This window comes from Streptomyces rishiriensis, assembly GCF_030815485.1.
Lineage (GTDB): Bacteria > Actinomycetota > Actinomycetes > Streptomycetales > Streptomycetaceae > Streptomyces > Streptomyces rishiriensis_A.
Window position 1 is genome coordinate 2,202,742 of record NZ_JAUSWV010000002.1, and the last position, 15,347, is coordinate 2,218,088.

The following is a 15,347-nucleotide window of genomic DNA, read 5'->3' on the forward strand; positions in this document are numbered from 1 at the left end:
TGATGGCCCGACGTGAGGAGTGCGCATGCACGCGCGCGCAGCCGCCGCCACGACCACCGCGGTCCTGGGCATCGTCGCCCTCCTGCTGCCCGTTCACGACGCCCGGGCGGGCAGCGCCCTGCGGCCGTCGGTGATCGCCCACCGAGGGGCCTCCGCCCGCGCCCCCGAGAACACCCTGGAGGCCGTCGACGAGGCGGCCTCGCTGGGCATTCCGTGGGTGGAGAACGACGTCCAGCGCACCAAGGACGGCCGGCTCGTGGTCATCCACGACGACAGTCTCCGCCGTACGACGGACGCCGAGGAGGTCTATCCCGGCCGCGCCCCGTGGAAGGTGCGTGACTTCACGGCGGCCGAGGTGGCCCGGCTGGACGCGGGGAGCTGGTTCGGCGCCGGGTACACGGGCGCGCGGGTGCCGACGCTCGAGGAGTACGTCGACCGGGTCGAGCACCACCACCAGAAGCTGCTCCTGGAGGTCAAGAACCCCGAGCTCTATCCGGGGATCGAGCGGCAGACCCTCGAGGTGCTGAGCAACGAGGGCTGGCTGGACCGGCGGCACCTCACGAACCGGCTGATCGTGCAGAGCTTCAGCGCCGACAGCCTGCGGACCGTCCACGAACTGGAGCCGGGGGTGCGGACCGGTCTGCTGGGGATGCCGGCCGTCGCGGACCTGCCCGGGTACGCGGGCTTCGCCGACCTGGTCAACCCGTCGTACGCCTCGCTCTCCCCCGCCTACGTCTCCGCCGTGCACGCGCTCGCCGGACCGCACGGCAAGCCGATGAAGGTCTTCGCCTGGACCGTCGACGACCCCGCGACCGCCCAGGCCGTCGCGGGGTACGACGTCGACGGCGTGATCACCAACAAGCCCGACGTCGTGCGGCGAGCCCTGTACGGGTACTGACGCCCGGCGGCCCGGGGCGGTGGCGCGGTGCTGCGGTGGTGGGCCGGACCGCCGCCCCCGGGCGTTGTCAGTGGCGGGCCGTACCGTGGGCACATGGACAGCCCTGGGCAGGACGAGCAGCGGGTCGTGTGGACCGTCGTGGATACCGACATCGGTCCGCTGTTGCTGGCCGCGACCGGTGAGGGCCTGCTCAACGTCGTGTTCCACGCCACCGGCGCGATACGCGACCAGGCGCTCGGCCGGCTCGCGGCCCGACGGGGCACGGAGCCCGTCGAGGCGCCCGGCTCCCCGCTGCTGGCCGAGGCGATACGCCAGGTGAAGGCCTACTTCGCCGGTGAGCGGCGGGCCTTCGAGCTGCCGCTGGACTGGTCGCTGATCTCGGGCTTCAACCGGCAGGTGCTCCGCGAACTCGCCTCCGGCGTCCCGTACGGAGCGGTGGTCGGCTACGGCGATCTCGCCAGGCGGGTGGGACAGCCGCTGGCGGCGCAGGCCGTGGGGGTGGCGATGGGCTCCAACCCGCTGCCGGTCGTCGTGCCCTGCCACCGGGTGGTGGCGAGCGACGGCGGCATCGGCGGATTCGGAGGCGGTCTGGAGACCAAGCGGAGGCTGCTCGCGCTGGAGGGGGTACTACCCGAGCCGCTGTTCTGAGGAGACACTGCGCCGGTGACCACATCTCCAGGTCGTCGCCACGGCCGCGCGACGGTCCGGCGCGAGCCGTGACCGCCGTCGAGCCCGCCGCCGCGCCCGTCGACGCCGCGCTCCTGCCCGCGCTGCGGCGCCGCACGACCGCGGTGCTCGTCGCGAGCCAGATCCTCGGTGGGCTCGGCGTCGCCACCGGCATCGCGCTGTCCGCCGTACTGGCCCGGCAGGTCAGCGGCAGCGAGGCGCTGTCCGGGCTGGCGCCCACCGCCACCGTCGCCGGTACGGCCGTGCTGTCGATGCCCATGGCCGCGCTGATGACCGCGCGCGGGCGTCGGCCGGGGCTGGTCCTGGCCTATCTGGTGGGCGCTGCGGGCGCCTGTGTCGTCGTGGCGGCGGCGCGGGCCGGGAACTACCCGCTGCTGCTGGGCGGCATGGCCGCCTTCGGCGCGGCCTCCTCGGCGAACCTCCAGGCGCGGTTCGCCGCCGCCGACCTGGCCGAGCCGCAGCGTCGCGCCCGGGCCATCTCGAACGTGGTGTGGGCGACCACCATCGGCGCGGTCCTGGGTCCGAACATCGCCGCGCCCGCCGGTCGGAGTGTCGCCGGACTCGGGATACCCGCGGCGGCGGGCCCCTTCCTCTGGGCGGCCGGGATCTTCGTCCTGGCGGCGGTCCTGGTGGCCGTGCTGCTGCGCCCCGACCCGCTGCTGACGGCCCGCGCACTCGCGCCCCGGGAGGAGCGATCCCCGCAGGCCCGTTCGCTGCGTGCCGGTCTGGCGGCCGTCGCCGCCTCCCCGCGCGTGCGGCTCGCGCTCGTGACGGTCGCCGTGTCGCACACGGCGATGGTCGCGGTCATGTCGATGACGCCGCTCGACCTCGCCCGCCACGGCGCGAGCATCGATCTCATCGGGCTCGTCATCAGCGGGCACATCGCGGGCATGTACGCCTTCGCGCCGCTGATGGGACGGCTGGCGGACCGGGTGGGACGGCTCTCGGTGGCGGGACTCGCCGCCGGGCTGCTGGCCGTCGCGATGTTCCTGGCCGGGACGGCGGGCGACAGCCACGGACAGACCGCCGCCGGACTCTTCGTACTCGGGCTCGGCTGGTCGGCCGGCCTGGTGTCGGGCTCCGCGTTGCTGACGGACGCGGTGCCGCAGGCCGCGAGGGCCGCCGCCCAGGGACTCTCCGACCTCACCATGAACACCTCGGCGGGGGTCGGCGGAGCGATCGCCGGGCTGATCGTCGCGCAGGCGAGCTACGCCTGGCTCAACCTCGCCGCGGCGAGTCTGCTCGTCCCCCTGACCGCCCTGGTGCTGTTCACCCGCACCGGAAGCAAGAACGCGGCCGGGACCAGGACGGCCGCGGACAGCCCGCCGGGCGTACGGCAGCCCTAGGGACAGCGGTCACGGGAGGACAGGCGCCACGGGCACGGCGCCATGAGCACGGGCGGGCGCGCCACGCGCACGACATGTGCAGCCATGACAGGTGCGGTCACGCCAGCCGTAGGTCGGCGGTGGGTCAGCTATGGGTGTGTCAGCTGTAGGTGTGCGGCCGTGGCGCGTCGCCCATAGGTGCGTCAGTCGTAGTGCCGCGCCTCGACGACGTTGCCGTCCGGGTCGCGGAAGTAGAAGCTGCGCGTGGCCTCGCCGCGGGCGCCGAAGGAGCCCCGTGACACGTCCGACACGGGGACGGCGTGCTCCTCCAGGCGGGCGAGCAGCGTGTCGAAGTCGCCCCGCGGCAGGGCGAGGCACACGTGGTTCACCGGGTGCCCCGCGCTCTCCGCGGCGCCGGGGAGCATCGTCATCCGCTCGGCCATCGACAACGGCATGAGGTCGAGAAGTGCCTCCTCGTTGACGCGTACGGAGGGAAACGGTTCCTCGCCGGCGGCGAACTCGGGGAGCCGGCCGGGCTCCAGGCCGACGGCCTTCTCGTAGAAGTCGGCGGCGGCGATCGGGTCGCGTACCCACAGGACGACGTGGTCGAGACGTGTCGTGTTGTCCGTCATACGTCCCAGGCTGGTGTCCCGCCCCACAGGCCGCAAGGGTTTGACCGGGCGCGCCGCCCGCCAGAGATGAGGGGAGACCGACGGACAGGAGGCGGGCGCGTGGTGCTGGTGGTGTCGGAAGAGGTGCGGGACGCGGTCGACGCGCGTCGACCCGTGGTGTCCCTGGAGTCCACGATCATCTCGCACGGGCTGCCCCGCCCGCGCAATCTCCAGGTGGCGCTGGAGCTGGAGGCGGTCGTACGCGCGGAGGGCGCCGTACCGGCGACGATCGCCGTGCTGGACGGGCGGCCCCATGTGGGCCTGGACAAGGGCCAGTTGGAGCGAGTCGCGAACGAGGACGGCTTTCGCAAGCTGGGCCATCGCGACCTGCCGCTCGCTGTGGCCTCGGGGGCGAGCGGGGCGACCACCGTCTCGGCCACGGCGCTGCTGGCGGCGCTCGCGGGGGTGCGGGTGTTCGCGACGGGCGGGCTGGGCGGGGTGCACCGGGAGTGGACGGTCACCCAGGACGAGTCGGCCGACCTGGGGCTGCTGGCGAGCACCCGGATCACGGTGGTGTGCGCGGGGGTGAAATCGATCCTGGACGTGCCGGCGACCCTCCAGCGGCTGGAGACGCTGGGCGTCGCCGTCGCCGGGTACGACACCGAGCGCTTCCCCGGGTTCTATCTGTCCGACTCGGGCCATCCCGTGGACTGGACGGTGCGGTCCCCGCGGCAGGTGGCCGACGTGATGCGGGCTCAGGACACGCTGGGAGTGCCGGACTCGGCGCTGATCGTCGCCAACCCGGTTCCCGAGGAGGAGCAGCTCGATCCCGAGCTGCACGCGCGTGTGCTCACCGACGCCCTGCACGCATGCGAGGAGGCCGGCGTCACCGGCCAGGGCGTCACGCCGTTCCTGCTCGACTACCTGGTCCGGCACACCGACGGCGCGTCCCTGAGCGCCAATCTGGCGGCGGTGCGCGGCAACGTGCGGCTGGCGGCGCGGATCGCGACGGCGTGGTCCGAGGCATGACCGCACGATCGGGCGGGACGGACGGCGGCCGAGGCGGCCCCGGCGAGCCGACCCGGAATGCGGCTTCGGGGGGTAGGCCGGGGCGGGGATCGGGGGCAGGCCCGGGGCCCGGATCGGGGGAAGGCCCGGGATCCGGCTGCGACTCGGGCGGGCGGGGGGCCGGGGCATCCGCTGCCGGGGGCTCGGGTAACGGGGCCTTGCTGGTCGTCGGGGACGTCGTGACGGACGTCGTCGCCCGCCATCGGGGCCCGCTCGCCTCGGGTACGGACACGGCCTCGGTCATCCGGACCCTGCCGGGCGGGGCGGGCGCCAACGTGGCGTCCTGGGCGGCACATTGGGGGTGCGCGGACGTACGGCTACTCGGCCGGGTGGGCGCGGAGTCGGCGGCCTGGCACGAGCGGGAGCTGACCGCGTGCGGGGTGCGGCCGCGGCTCGTCGTCGACCCGCAGGCGACCACCGGGACGGTGATCTGCCTGGTGGACACCGGTGCCGCGGGCGAGCGGACCTTCCTCACGGACAGCGGCGCGTCCCTGCGGCTCGACCCGGGTGACTGGTCGGACGCCCTTCTGGACGGGGTCGGCCGGTTGCACCTGTCGGGCTACCTGCTGTTCTCGGAGTCCGGGCGCGCGCTGGTGGGTACGGCGTCGGCGGCGGCACGCGCGCGTGGAGTGCCGGTGAGTCTCGATCCGGCGTCGGCGGGCTTCCTGGAGGACCTGGGCGTGGACCGCTTCCTGTCCCTCGTCGAGGCGGTGGACGTGCTGCTGCCCAGCCGGGCCGAGGCCTGTCTGCTGACCGGGCAGCTCGACGGGGCGGGCGCGGCGGCCGCGCTGAGCCGCCTGGTCCCGCTGGTGGTGTCCAAGGAGGGCGCCGACGGCGCGCTGGTGGCCCGTGACGGGACTGTGCTCGTCCGCGTCCCGGCCGTTCCGGCGACACCGCTGGACACCACGGGCGCAGGCGACGCCTTCACGGGAGCCTTCCTCGTCGCGCTGCTCGCGGGCGCCGATGCCGGGGCCGCGGCGGCCGAGGGGTGCCGGGCGGGGGCCCGGGCGGTGGAACGCGTGGGCGGCAGACCACCCGCGCGGGGCGTTGACGCACCCGCGCGTGGCGACGGCGCGACGTCGACGACGTACCGGGCGCACGCCGGCTGAGGCGACCCCTCGGCGGAAGCACGACCCGTCGGCGGAAGGACGACGTGTCGGCTGAGGGCAACTCGTCGGCTGAGGGCAACTCGTCGGCCTCCGGTCTGACCCGTCGGTGGAAGGACGACCCGACAGTCCGGCCCAGACCTCCGGCGGGCTCCTCCCGCCTTTCACGGCCGGCGCCCGATCACGCCTACCACCCGCTCACGCCTTGCACCCGCCGAGGACACCAGCCCCTGCACCCGCTCAGGCCGCTAGCTCTTGCGCCCCCATGCCGAGATCATCGGCGCCGTGGCCAGGTCCATGTCTCCGGAGGCGACGTTCGCCAGATGCCGGTCGATGTCCTCGTCGGTCGCGAGGCCCGCCCCGACGAGTTCGCCGCGGATCTGGCGGACCGTCGCGGACTCCAGGGCCGCACTGGCGGGCGAGGTGACGGGGAAGTAGGCGTCGGCCTCGATCCGTCGCAGTCCTGCCTCGCGGAGCAGACGCGGAAGCTTACGGCCGTAGGAGAGGTCGGCGCCCCGGGCGGCCAAGAGCTCGCGGAAGCCGTGCCGCAAGCGGTTCGCCAGTTGTTGTTCCGGACCGTGTTCGTCGGGGCAGATCAGCGGCTGGAGGGCGGGATCGGCGTCCTCGATCAGGAGCCGTCCGCCCGGTCGCAGTGCCTTGACCATCGAGCGCAACGCCCGCTCCCGGTCCGGCACATGGACCAGCACGAGCCGGGCGTGCACCAGGTCGAAGCCGTCCATCGGCGGTTCCTCGACGCCGAGGTCGTGGACACGTACCTCGACCGGCGGACGGGCGACCGACGTCAGCCGGGAGGTGTCGATGTCGGTCGCGAGGACCTTGCCCGTCGGGCCGACCTTCTTCGCCAGCCAGGACACCACGGAGGTGCCGCCGGCACCGGCCTCCCAGCAACGCCAGCCGGCTCCGACCCCGAACGCCTCGAAGTGGCGGATCGTCGTGGCGTCGAAGAGGGCGGCGAAGGCGTCGAAGCGTTCCCCCGCCTCGGGCTGCCGGTTGTCGAGGAGGTACCCGTCGGATCGCGTCATGCGGCGATCATCCCAGTTGTCCCGCTCGCCGGAGGGCGTCGACGCGGCCGCGACGGGGTACCGGAGCCCGGGCCCCGGATGCGGTAGACGGCGCCGGGAACCCGTACCGGGACGGCACTCACGGGACGTGCGAACGCTCCCGGGGTGTCCGTCGTCCACAGGCGGGAACAAAGCGGAACCGGCCCCTTCCACAGGCTTACCTTCAGCACACGCGGGCCTGGCAGACTGGCGCGCCAGGACGCAGGAGCGCGCCTCTCGGCAAGACACGCAAGGAGACCCAGATGACCATGGCAGGGAATCTGCGGAAGGTCACCGGCCTCGGAGGGGTCGGCGGCCTGCGCAGGGTGGCGCGGTTGGCCCGGCGACGGCCGCGGGTCGATTTGAGTCACCCCGCGCGCTCCCCGCTGGGTTCCTCGGTGGTGAACTGTGTGGCGTACCGCGACGGCGTCCGCGCCCCGAGCGGCGCTGATCTGGTCGACACGGTGGAACGGGTGCGCAAGCAGGGTCACGGTTTCGTGTGGCTCGGGCTGCACGAGCCGACGAACGACGAGTTCGCGGGCATCGCCGAGCTGTTCGACCTGCACCCGCTGGCCGTCGAGGACGCCGTCGAGGCTCATCAGCGGCCGAAGGTCGAGCGGTACGGGGAGACCTTGTTCGCGGTGTTCAAGACGGTCTGCTACGTCGAGCACGAGGAGCTCACGGAGACCAGTGAGGTGGTCGACACCGGCGAGATCATGGTGTTCGTCGGCCGGGACTTCGTGATCACGGTGCGCCACGGCCGGCACGGGTCGCTGGGCCCCCTGCGCGAGGAGCTGGAGTCCGACACCACTCAGCTGGCCAAGGGGCCGTCCGCGGTGCTGCACGCGGTAGCGGACCACGTGGTGGACGACTATCTCGACGTCATCGACTCCGTGCAGGAGGACATCGACCGGGTCGAGACGGATGTCTTCGCGGCGAACGGCGCACGGGCGGATCCGGGTCGCATCTACCAGCTCAAGCGTGAACTCCTCGAACTGAAGCGGGCTGTGGTGCCGCTCGGGCGTCCGCTTCTGGACCTCGCGGACCGGCCGGTCCGGGTGGTCGACCCGGAGATACAGGCGTACTTCCGGGACGTCTCCGACCATCTGCTGCGTGCCACGGAGCAGATCGCCGCCTTCGACGAGTTGCTCAACTCGATCCTCCAGGCGCACCTGGCACAGGTCACCGTCGCGCAGAACGAGGACATGCGGAAGATCACGGCCTGGGCCGCGGTGATCGCCGTGCCGACGATGGTCTGCGGTGTGTACGGCATGAACTTCGACCACATGCCGGAGCTGCACTGGAGGTTCGGCTACCCCCTGGTCATCGGTGTGATCTCCGTGGCCTGCTGGGTTCTGTACCGCGGATTCCGGCGCAACGGCTGGCTCTGAACGACCGCTCCGCCCAGGGCAACCGCTGCCGCCCCGGGCAACCTCGCTGCCGCCCCGGGCAACCGCTGCGGGCACGGGCACGGCTGCCTGCCGTGCCCGCAGTGTTCCGGCCGCCGCTCTCATCGCCACGTTGGTCGGTTCCGTACTGTCACCGCTGTCACCGCTGTCAGTGGCGGCCGGGTCGGGACCGGGCGTAGACGGTCTCGGCCCAGGTGGCGATCTGCTCCTCGGGCAGGTGCCGGGCGAGGTCTGCCTCACTGATCATGCCCACCAGGCGCTTGTTCTCGATGACGGGCAGCCGACGGATCTGGTGTTCCTGCATCTCGTGGAGGACCTCGCCGACATCGGCGCCCGCGTCGATCCAGCGGGGCGTGCCCCGGGCCATCTCGCCGGCGGTGACCTTGGCGGGGTCGTGCCCCATGGCCACGCAGCCGACGACGATGTCCCGGTCGGTGAGGATCCCGCAGAGCCGCTCGTTCTCGTCGCTGATGGGCAGCGCGCCGACGTTCAGTTCACGCATCAGCTGGGCGGCGCGGTCGAGGGTCTCGTGTGCGGGGATCCACTGGGCGCCCCGGTGCATGATGTCTGCGGCGGTGGTCATGGAGTACCTCCGGTCCCGGACGGCCGGCGCGGCGCGGGAAGGGGCACCGCTGGTCCCGGCGCCCTACATTCTTGCCGCGCCGCACGGCGCCCGCATCCGGAGGGCGGCACCCCGGACCCGGCGCTCCGGATCCGGGGCTCCGGTCCCGCTGCGGCGGCGCAGCCACCCGCGGAGGACGTGTCGTCCCGCGCAGGGAGCGGAGTCGTCCGGCGGCACGCCGACGCGGGGTCAGCCGCCCCAGGCCGGATGGCGGGGGTCGTCCGCGCGGACGAGGACGTCGGCCACGGCGGCCGGATCGGTCTCCTCGACGTACCGCGCGAAGGCGGGCAGCGTCCATCGGTCGGCTTCGGGGGTGCGCCGGCGCAGGGCGGGCGGGGAGAGAAGGACGTGGACGGTCAGGTCGAAGGGGAACCAGTGCCGCAACAGAAAGGGGCCGTGCAGCAGCAGGAAACCGCCGGGCGGGAGAGGGACGTAGGGGCTGCGCGTGGCGCGGTCGGTGACGGGGTCCCGGAGATCGGGGAGGATCCGGCCGTCGCCGCCGGGTTCGAGGGGATCGAACACCTCGCGCCAGAGGGCCCCGGTGTCGAACCAGCCGTCGTAGTACGCGTCCACATCGTGATGGCCGTACTCCAGGCGGAGGGAGGCGGGGCGCAGGAAACCGTGCGTGTCGACGACCCGGGAGGGACGCCCGCGGGTGCGCAGGGCCTCGGCGACCCGCTCGGCGAGGTCACCGGGACGGGCGGCGGGTGCGCCGTCGAAGGCGATGCGTGGCCGACGGATGCCGTCGTCGGGCTTCAGATCGAGCAGCCGCTCGGCGAGGAGGTCGCCGAGCCGTTCCCAGGTGATCGCTTCGAGTCGCACACGCCCCATGATGCGTCAGTCGCCGACCCGGCCGCCTCGCCCTGGCACGACCGGAGCTTGCGGGCCGGGGGCCGGGCAGCGCGGCCGGGGGCCGAGGCCGGGCGGGCAGTCGCTCCGGCTGCTGCGGGGAGGCGCGCAGCAGCCGCTCCAGCCGTCCGACCTTGGTGCGACCGAGTCCCCGGAGTCGAGGGCCGACGGCCGGGACCCGGGCCCGGGTCAGCGGCCGGGCCAACTGGCGCCGGAAGGCACGCGGCTGGTCGCCCGGCACGGCGGCCACACGGCGGGGGCCGGCCACGGTCCATCCGCCCGGGCCGGTGGCCAAGGCTCGCGTCCGGTGGCCAAGTGCTGCCGCGTGCGTCACAGGGCATGAAGGCCCTATGGCAGCCGCAGTCCTCCCCGCTCCCGCGCCCCGCACCGGCCTTCTCGTCGTCCAGCCGCTGCGGCGGAAGCACTGCGCCGGGTGCCGAAGCGGGCCGCTGCCGATGCTGGTCATGGAGGATGCCGCGCCACGCTGCCTCGACTGCGCCGATCTCGGGCACCTGGTGTTCCTGCCGCGCGGTGACACCGCACTGACGCGCCGGTCGCGGGAGGAGAGCGGCCTGTCGGCGGTGGTGGTCCGGTTCAACCGGCGCAAGGGGCGTTATGAGCGCCAGGGCGTCCTGGTGGAGGAGACGGCGCTCGTCCGGGCCGAGGAGCGGTGCCTGGCGGACGCCGAGGCACGGCGGCGCCGGACCGGGACGCGCGGCTTCGGGCGGCGCAGGACGAGCGCTTCGCGGAGGCGTTCGCGGCGAAGATCCTGCGGCTGCTTCCCGGCTGCCCGGGAGAGCGGGCGCGCGGGATCGCCGTGCACGCCTCACTGCGGGGCAGTGGCCGGGTGGGGACGCAGCGCCGCCGGGCGGGCGCTGTCCGAGGGGGCCGTCGTCTCGGCGGTCGTGGCGTCCGTACGTCATCTGGACACGCCGTACGACCGGCTGCTGATGATCGGCGTACCCCGGCCCGAGGCACGCCGGAGGATCGCGTCGGACGTGGAGGCCCTGTTGCGGACGTGGCGGGAGGGCCAGGAGGGACTGACGGCACAGACGTGACCGACGGCACCGACGCGACCCACGGGACCGACGGGACGGATCCGGCGTGCGGACGACCGTCCGGTGGACGTCCGCGCATGGTCCCGCGCGTCTCGCCCATGGTCACGGCTCATGAACGGGATTTCACTTGAGCCGGCGGACGGTCCCGGGCAGGATCTCCGCTCTACGGGTGGGAGTTGACGTTGTCATGATCGATGGACCCTACGAGGTGCTCGCGGCGGTGGGCACTGTGACCACGGGGCTGATGGCCGGGGTCTTCTGCGCCTTCTCGGTCCTGGTGATGCGGGGACTCGCCGCGCTCCCGCCCGCGCAGGGCGTCGCGGCGATGAACGCGATCAACTCCTCGGCGATGACACCGGCGTTCATGGTCCTGTTCCTCGGTGCGGCGGCGGTGTGCGCGGTGATCGCCGTCGTCACCTTCGTGCTGTGGCCGGACGGCGGGACGGTCCACCTGCTGCTGGGCAGCGCGCTGTACCTGTGCGGTGCTCTGGGGGTGACCGTGACGGCCAACGTGCCGCGCAACGAGGCCCTGGCGAAGCTGGACCCGGGCACGCCGGAGGCCGTCACGTACTGGCCGGTCTATCTGCGTCAGTGGACGCGATGGAACCACGTGCGCGCGGTCGCCTCCGTGGCCTCGGCGGTCGTCTACGTCCTGGCCCTGGTCTGACCCGGCGCGCAAGCGGAAGCGGAAGCGTAGACGGACAGGGAACGGACTCGTAAAGGGAACAGGGCACGGACTCGTGGAAGGAAGGGGAACGGACTCCGGGCAGGGCACCGGACGCCCACTGCGGAAAGCGCTGTCCGCCACTCTGCGTGGGTGGCCGACGCGACGTATCGTGGCCAAAAGAGTGCCACCCGATGACGCTCGGCCTGCAGTACGCGTACGCGAGGAAGACGCCCATGGCCGATCCCAAGGGATTCATGACCACACCCCGCGAGGACTGGCCCCGGCGGCCGGTCGAGGAACGGGTGCGGGACTGGGACGAGGTGTACGTCCCCGGGGGGCTGCTGCCCATCGTCAGCAGACAGGCCGACCGTTGCATGGACTGCGGCGTCCCGTTCTGCCACGAGGCCTGTCCGCTCGGCAACCTGATCCCCGAGTGGAACGACCTGGTGTCCCGGGAGGACTGGCGGGCGGCGAGCGACCGGCTGCACGCGACGAACAACTTCCCCGAGTTCACCGGCCGGTTGTGCCCTGCACCGTGCGAGGCCGGGTGCGTCCTCGCCATCAACCAGCCGGCCGTCACCATCAAGAACGTCGAGGCCGCCATCGCCGACCGGGCCTGGGCGGACGGTCTCACGCCGCCGCGACCGCCGGACCGGCTGTCCGGCAAGACGGTCGCGGTGATCGGTTCCGGGCCCACCGGGCTGGCCGCCGCACAGCAGTTGACCCGGGCCGGGCACACGGTCGCCGTCTACGAGAAGGACGACCGGATCGGCGGACTGATGCGGTACGGGATCCCCTCCTTCAAGATGGAGAAGCACCATCTGGAGCGGCGGATCGAGCAGATGCGGGCCGAGGGCACGAAGTTCCGCACCTCGACCACCATCGGGCGGGACGTCATGGCCGCGGATCTGCGGGTCCGCTACGACGCCGTGGTGATCGCCACCGGTGCCACCGAATGGCGGGAACTGCACGTTCCGGGGCGGGAGCTGACCGGCATACAGCAGGCGATGGAGTATCTGCCGCTGGCCAACCGGGTCGGCGAGGGAGACCTGGAGTCGTCCCCGATGTCCGCCGCCGGAAAGCACGTCGTCATCGTCGGCGGTGGCGACACGGGAGCCGACTGTCTGGGCACGGCGGTGCGTGAGGGCGCCGCGTCCGTGACCCAGCTGGACATCTACGCGCAGCCCGGTCCGGAGCGCGACGAGGACACCGACCCCTGGCCGACCTATCCGAGGATCTACCGGCTCTCGGCGGCGCACGAAGAGGCGCGCGATCTGGAGTCCGCGCCGGCCGCGGACGCGGACGCACGGCTGTTCGCGGCGTCCACGCTCCGTTTCACCGGCGACGGGACCGGCCACGTGCGGTCGCTGCACCTCGTCGAGGTCGACGCGCGACGGAGGCCGGTGGAAGGCACCGCGCGGGCACTCCCCGCCGACCTCGTGCTGCTCGCCCTCGGCTTCTCCGGGCCCGACCGGGAGGACGGGCTCGTCGAGCAGCTGGGGCTGACGCTGGAGCCGCGCGGCACGATCGCGCGGGACGGCGACTTCGCGACGAACGTCCCCGGCGTGTTCGCCGCGGGGGACGCGGCGCGCGGGCAGTCGCTGATCGTGTGGGCCATCGCGGAGGGGCGGGCGGTGGCGTCGGCCGTCGACCGCCATCTGACGGGGAGTTCGCGGCTGCCGACCCCGATCGGCCCGTACGACCGTCCGATGACCAGCTAGCCCTGGACTTCCTGGACCGCCCGGACCGCCTGGACCTCCTGGCCCTCCGCCACCTCCTGGAAAGGGCATCCGGAACCGGGCGTCCCGACCGGGCATCCGGAACCGGGCGTCCTGGACCGGGCGCTCAGGGCGGCGCCGGGCGGGATCGTTTCAGCGGCGCTCGTCCGTCCCGGCGACCTTCCCCGTGGCCAGGGCCACCCGGTTCCAGATGTTGATCGCGCAGATCAGGGCCAGCACCTGCGCCAGCTCCTGCTCGTCGAAGCGGGCGGCGGCCTCGTCGTAGACGGCGTCCGGGACGCCGCCGTCGGCCACCAGCGTGACGGCCTCCGTCAGGGCCAGCGCCGCCTGTTCCCTCCTGGTGAAGAAGTGGCGGGCCTCGCGCCAGACGGCGACCATGTGCAGCCGCTCCTCGCTCTCGCCGGCCGTGCGGGCGTCGCTCGTGTGCAGGTGAAGGCAGTACGCGCAGTGGTTGAGGTGCGAGGCGCGGATCTGGATCAGTTCGACGAGCGCCGGCTCGAGGCCCTGTCGGGCGGCGGCGTCGAAGCCGATGAGGGCGCGGAACGCCTTCGGGGCGGTCTCCCCGAAGTCCAGGCGGGACCGTCCGGCCACCGCGGCCGCCACACCGGTACCGGTCGCGTGCGCCGTCCCGCCCGTCGTCACGCCGGCCGTCATGTCCCGCCCCCTGTCCCGCCCCTCGCCCCGCCCCTCGTCACGTACGGTCATGGTCGGCGTCGTCGTCTCCGTCGTCATGTCCCCAACCTACGGGCCTGAAAGACCCCCTGTAGGGTGCAGTTCCATGGTGGATTCGTGGGTCAATTCCGCGGAGCGGATCGGCGCCGACCTGCATGTGGAGCTGGCCGGTCCCGGCGGTCGGCGGGCCGCCCTGACCCGGGCGCTGCGCGAGGCCGTGCGCGGTGGACGCCTGCCTCCGGGCACCCGCCTGCCGCCCTATCGTTCACTCGCCGCCGATCTCGGCGTCGCCCGCAACACGGTGGCCGACGCGTACGCGGAACTCGTCGCGGAGGGCTGGCTGACCGCCCGGCAGGGATCGGGTACGCGGGTCGCCGACCGGACCGGACCGCTGCGGCCCGCGGAGCGCACGCCCGTCAAGGCGCCCACGCGCGCGCGTGGCCCCCGGCACGACCTGCGGCAGGGCACTCCGGACGCGTCGTCGTTCCCGCGCGCGGCCTGGCTGGCCTCCTACCGCCGAGCGCTCCAGCAGGCGCCCCACGAGGTGTTCGGTCCCGGCGACCCGGCCGGCCGCCGGGAACTGCGGGAGGCCCTGACCGAGTACCTGGCACGCGCGCGTGGCGTGCGCACCGAGCCCGAGCGCATCGTGATCTGCTCGGGGTTCGCCCATGCGCTGCGGCTGCTGTTCGGCCCGGGCGGCGGGCTCCTGCGCGGTCCGCTGGCCGTGGAGGCGTACGGCCTGGACTTCCACCGGGGGCTGCTGGCGGCGGCCGGCGTGCGAACGGTTCCGCTGCCCCTGGACGCGGACGGGGCACGCGTGGAGCGGCTGGACCGCGAGCGGGCGGTGCTGCTCACCCCTGCGCACCAGTTCCCGACCGGTGGCCCCCTGCACGCGAGCCGCAGGACAGCCGTGATCGACTGGGCACGCGCGCGTGGCGGGGTGCTTCTCGAGGACGACTACGACGGGGAGTTCCGCTACGACCGCAAACCCGTCGGCGCCGTCCAGGGGCTCGATCCCGAACGGGTGATCTACCTCGGCTCGGTCAGCAAGAGCCTGTCGCCCGCGCTGCGCCTGGGCTGGATGGTGCTGCCCGAGCGGTATGTCGACGGCGTCCTGGCGGCCAAGGGCGAGCGGGAGGCCTGGGCGAGCGTCCTCGACCAGCTGAGCCTGGCCGACCTGATCGCCTCCGGGGCGTACGACCGTCATGTCCGGCGCATGCGGCAGCGTTACCGCGGTCGCCGGGACCGGCTGGTCGAGGCGCTCACCGCGCAGGCGCCCCATGTCGAGGTCACCGGGGTCGCGGCCGGTCTCCACGCGGTGCTGCGGCTGCCGCCCGGCACCGAGCGGTCCGCGCTCAAGGCGGCCGTCTGGCAGGGCGTCGCCCTGGACGGCCTGGCCGCCTTCCGGCATCCGGCGACCGAGATGGCGGCGGAGGACGGTCTCGTCGTCGGGTACGCGACGCCGCCGGAGCACGCCTACGGGGCGGCGCTGGACGCCCTGTGCCGGATCCTGCCGCCGCCGGACGCGCGGCGGCGCCCCGCCCCCGGATGAGGGGGCGCCGTGGGGCGTCCCGG

At 73.5% G+C, this 15,347-nt stretch carries 14 protein-coding genes and 1 pseudogene; 10 read left to right on the forward strand and 5 right to left on the reverse strand.

Features of this window, described 5'->3' with window-relative positions; all coding sequences use genetic code 11:
* Positions 1-25 precede the first annotated feature (25 nt).
* The 3 genes from QF030_RS12290 (at position 26) to QF030_RS12300 (ending at position 2,931) form a co-directional block, all read left to right on the forward strand.
* On the forward strand, positions 26-898 hold the full coding sequence (locus QF030_RS12290) for a glycerophosphodiester phosphodiesterase (RefSeq protein ID WP_307162696.1): 873 nt from the start codon (positions 26-28) through the stop codon (positions 896-898).
* A 93-nt stretch (positions 899-991) separates the two neighbouring features.
* Positions 992-1,546, forward strand: coding sequence for a methylated-DNA--[protein]-cysteine S-methyltransferase (locus tag QF030_RS12295; RefSeq protein ID WP_307162697.1), 555 nt, complete (start codon positions 992-994; stop codon positions 1,544-1,546).
* Between the two features lie 68 nt (positions 1,547-1,614).
* Entirely contained in the window at positions 1,615-2,931 is a 1,317-nt protein-coding gene (locus tag QF030_RS12300) for an MFS transporter (RefSeq protein ID WP_307162698.1), read from the forward strand.
* 182 nt (positions 2,932-3,113) lie between these two features.
* Here the strand turns inward: QF030_RS12300 and QF030_RS12305 are convergent, their stop codons facing one another.
* A complete protein-coding gene (locus QF030_RS12305) occupies positions 3,114-3,542 on the reverse strand; it encodes a VOC family protein (RefSeq protein ID WP_307162699.1) in 429 nt (142 codons plus the stop codon).
* Positions 3,543-3,641: 99 nt separating this feature from the next.
* On the opposite strand from QF030_RS12305, the gene QF030_RS12310 reads away from it, so the two are divergent.
* Positions 3,642-4,550 carry a pseudouridine-5'-phosphate glycosidase gene (locus tag QF030_RS12310; RefSeq protein ID WP_307162700.1) on the forward strand — a complete coding sequence of 303 codons (909 nt, stop codon included), beginning with the start codon at positions 3,642-3,644 and terminating at the stop codon, positions 4,548-4,550.
* A 197-nt stretch (positions 4,551-4,747) separates the two neighbouring features.
* Positions 4,748-5,698: a carbohydrate kinase family protein gene (locus QF030_RS12315; protein ID WP_307162701.1), complete on the forward strand. Its 951-nt coding sequence runs from the start codon at positions 4,748-4,750 to the stop codon at positions 5,696-5,698.
* 245 nt (positions 5,699-5,943) lie between these two features.
* On the opposite strand, the gene QF030_RS12320 is transcribed toward QF030_RS12315, so the two are convergent.
* Complete coding sequence (locus QF030_RS12320) at positions 5,944-6,738, reverse strand: methyltransferase (protein ID WP_307162702.1); 795 nt, start codon at positions 6,736-6,738, stop codon at positions 5,944-5,946.
* 281 nt (positions 6,739-7,019) lie between these two features.
* Here QF030_RS12320 and QF030_RS12325 point away from each other — a divergent pair, with 281 nt between their 5' ends.
* Positions 7,020-8,147, forward strand: a complete 1,128-nt coding sequence (locus tag QF030_RS12325; protein ID WP_307162703.1) for a magnesium and cobalt transport protein CorA — start codon at positions 7,020-7,022, stop codon at positions 8,145-8,147.
* Positions 8,148-8,313: 166 nt separating this feature from the next.
* Here QF030_RS12325 and QF030_RS12330 read toward each other — a convergent pair whose 3' ends face one another.
* A complete protein-coding gene (locus tag QF030_RS12330) occupies positions 8,314-8,748 on the reverse strand; it encodes a CBS domain-containing protein (RefSeq protein WP_307162704.1) in 435 nt (144 codons plus the stop codon).
* A 228-nt stretch (positions 8,749-8,976) separates the two neighbouring features.
* Positions 8,977-9,618: a uridine kinase gene (locus tag QF030_RS12335; protein ID WP_307162705.1), complete on the reverse strand. Its 642-nt coding sequence runs from the start codon at positions 9,616-9,618 to the stop codon at positions 8,977-8,979.
* A gap of 368 nt (positions 9,619-9,986) precedes the next feature.
* Between QF030_RS12335 and QF030_RS12340 the strand changes: the two are divergent.
* The 3 genes and pseudogenes from QF030_RS12340 (at position 9,987) to QF030_RS12350 (ending at position 13,082) form a co-directional block, all read left to right on the forward strand.
* Positions 9,987-10,694, forward strand: a pseudogene (locus tag QF030_RS12340) (DUF2293 domain-containing protein).
* Positions 10,695-10,881: 187 nt separating this feature from the next.
* Positions 10,882-11,361 carry an anthrone oxygenase family protein gene (locus tag QF030_RS12345; RefSeq protein ID WP_307162706.1) on the forward strand — a complete coding sequence of 160 codons (480 nt, stop codon included), beginning with the start codon at positions 10,882-10,884 and terminating at the stop codon, positions 11,359-11,361.
* Positions 11,362-11,594: 233 nt separating this feature from the next.
* Positions 11,595-13,082, forward strand: coding sequence for a glutamate synthase subunit beta (locus QF030_RS12350; protein WP_307167546.1), 1,488 nt, complete (start codon positions 11,595-11,597; stop codon positions 13,080-13,082).
* Positions 13,083-13,232: 150 nt separating this feature from the next.
* On the opposite strand, the gene QF030_RS12355 is transcribed toward QF030_RS12350, so the two are convergent.
* Entirely contained in the window at positions 13,233-13,754 is a 522-nt protein-coding gene (locus tag QF030_RS12355) for a carboxymuconolactone decarboxylase family protein (protein WP_373428889.1), read from the reverse strand.
* Between the two features lie 124 nt (positions 13,755-13,878).
* Here QF030_RS12355 and pdxR point away from each other — a divergent pair, with 124 nt between their 5' ends.
* Positions 13,879-15,324 (forward strand): MocR-like pyridoxine biosynthesis transcription factor PdxR, encoded by a 1,446-nt coding sequence (pdxR, locus tag QF030_RS12360; protein ID WP_307162708.1) that lies wholly within the window; start codon positions 13,879-13,881, stop codon positions 15,322-15,324.
* Positions 15,325-15,347: the final 23 nt, after the last annotated feature.

What these genes read in the sequence shown, in the direction of transcription:
- QF030_RS12290 (WP_307162696.1), top strand. Translation starts at nt 26, where the DNA reads ATGCACGCGCGCGCAGCCGCCGCCACGACCACCGCGGTCCTGGGCATC.
- QF030_RS12295 (WP_307162697.1), top strand. Translation starts at nt 992, where the DNA reads ATGGACAGCCCTGGGCAGGACGAGCAGCGGGTCGTGTGGACCGTCGTG.
- QF030_RS12305 (WP_307162699.1), bottom strand. Translation starts at nt 3,542, where the DNA reads ATGACGGACAACACGACACGTCTCGACCACGTCGTCCTGTGGGTACGC.
- QF030_RS12320 (WP_307162702.1), bottom strand. Translation starts at nt 6,738, where the DNA reads ATGACGCGATCCGACGGGTACCTCCTCGACAACCGGCAGCCCGAGGCG.
- QF030_RS12325 (WP_307162703.1), top strand. Translation starts at nt 7,020, where the DNA reads ATGACCATGGCAGGGAATCTGCGGAAGGTCACCGGCCTCGGAGGGGTC.
- QF030_RS12330 (WP_307162704.1), bottom strand. Translation starts at nt 8,748, where the DNA reads ATGACCACCGCCGCAGACATCATGCACCGGGGCGCCCAGTGGATCCCC.
- QF030_RS12335 (WP_307162705.1), bottom strand. Translation starts at nt 9,618, where the DNA reads ATGGGGCGTGTGCGACTCGAAGCGATCACCTGGGAACGGCTCGGCGAC.
- QF030_RS12345 (WP_307162706.1), top strand. Translation starts at nt 10,882, where the DNA reads ATGATCGATGGACCCTACGAGGTGCTCGCGGCGGTGGGCACTGTGACC.
- QF030_RS12350 (WP_307167546.1), top strand. Translation starts at nt 11,595, where the DNA reads ATGGCCGATCCCAAGGGATTCATGACCACACCCCGCGAGGACTGGCCC.
- QF030_RS12355 (WP_373428889.1), bottom strand. Translation starts at nt 13,754, where the DNA reads ATGACGGCCGGCGTGACGACGGGCGGGACGGCGCACGCGACCGGTACC.
- pdxR (WP_307162708.1), top strand. Translation starts at nt 13,879, where the DNA reads ATGGTGGATTCGTGGGTCAATTCCGCGGAGCGGATCGGCGCCGACCTG.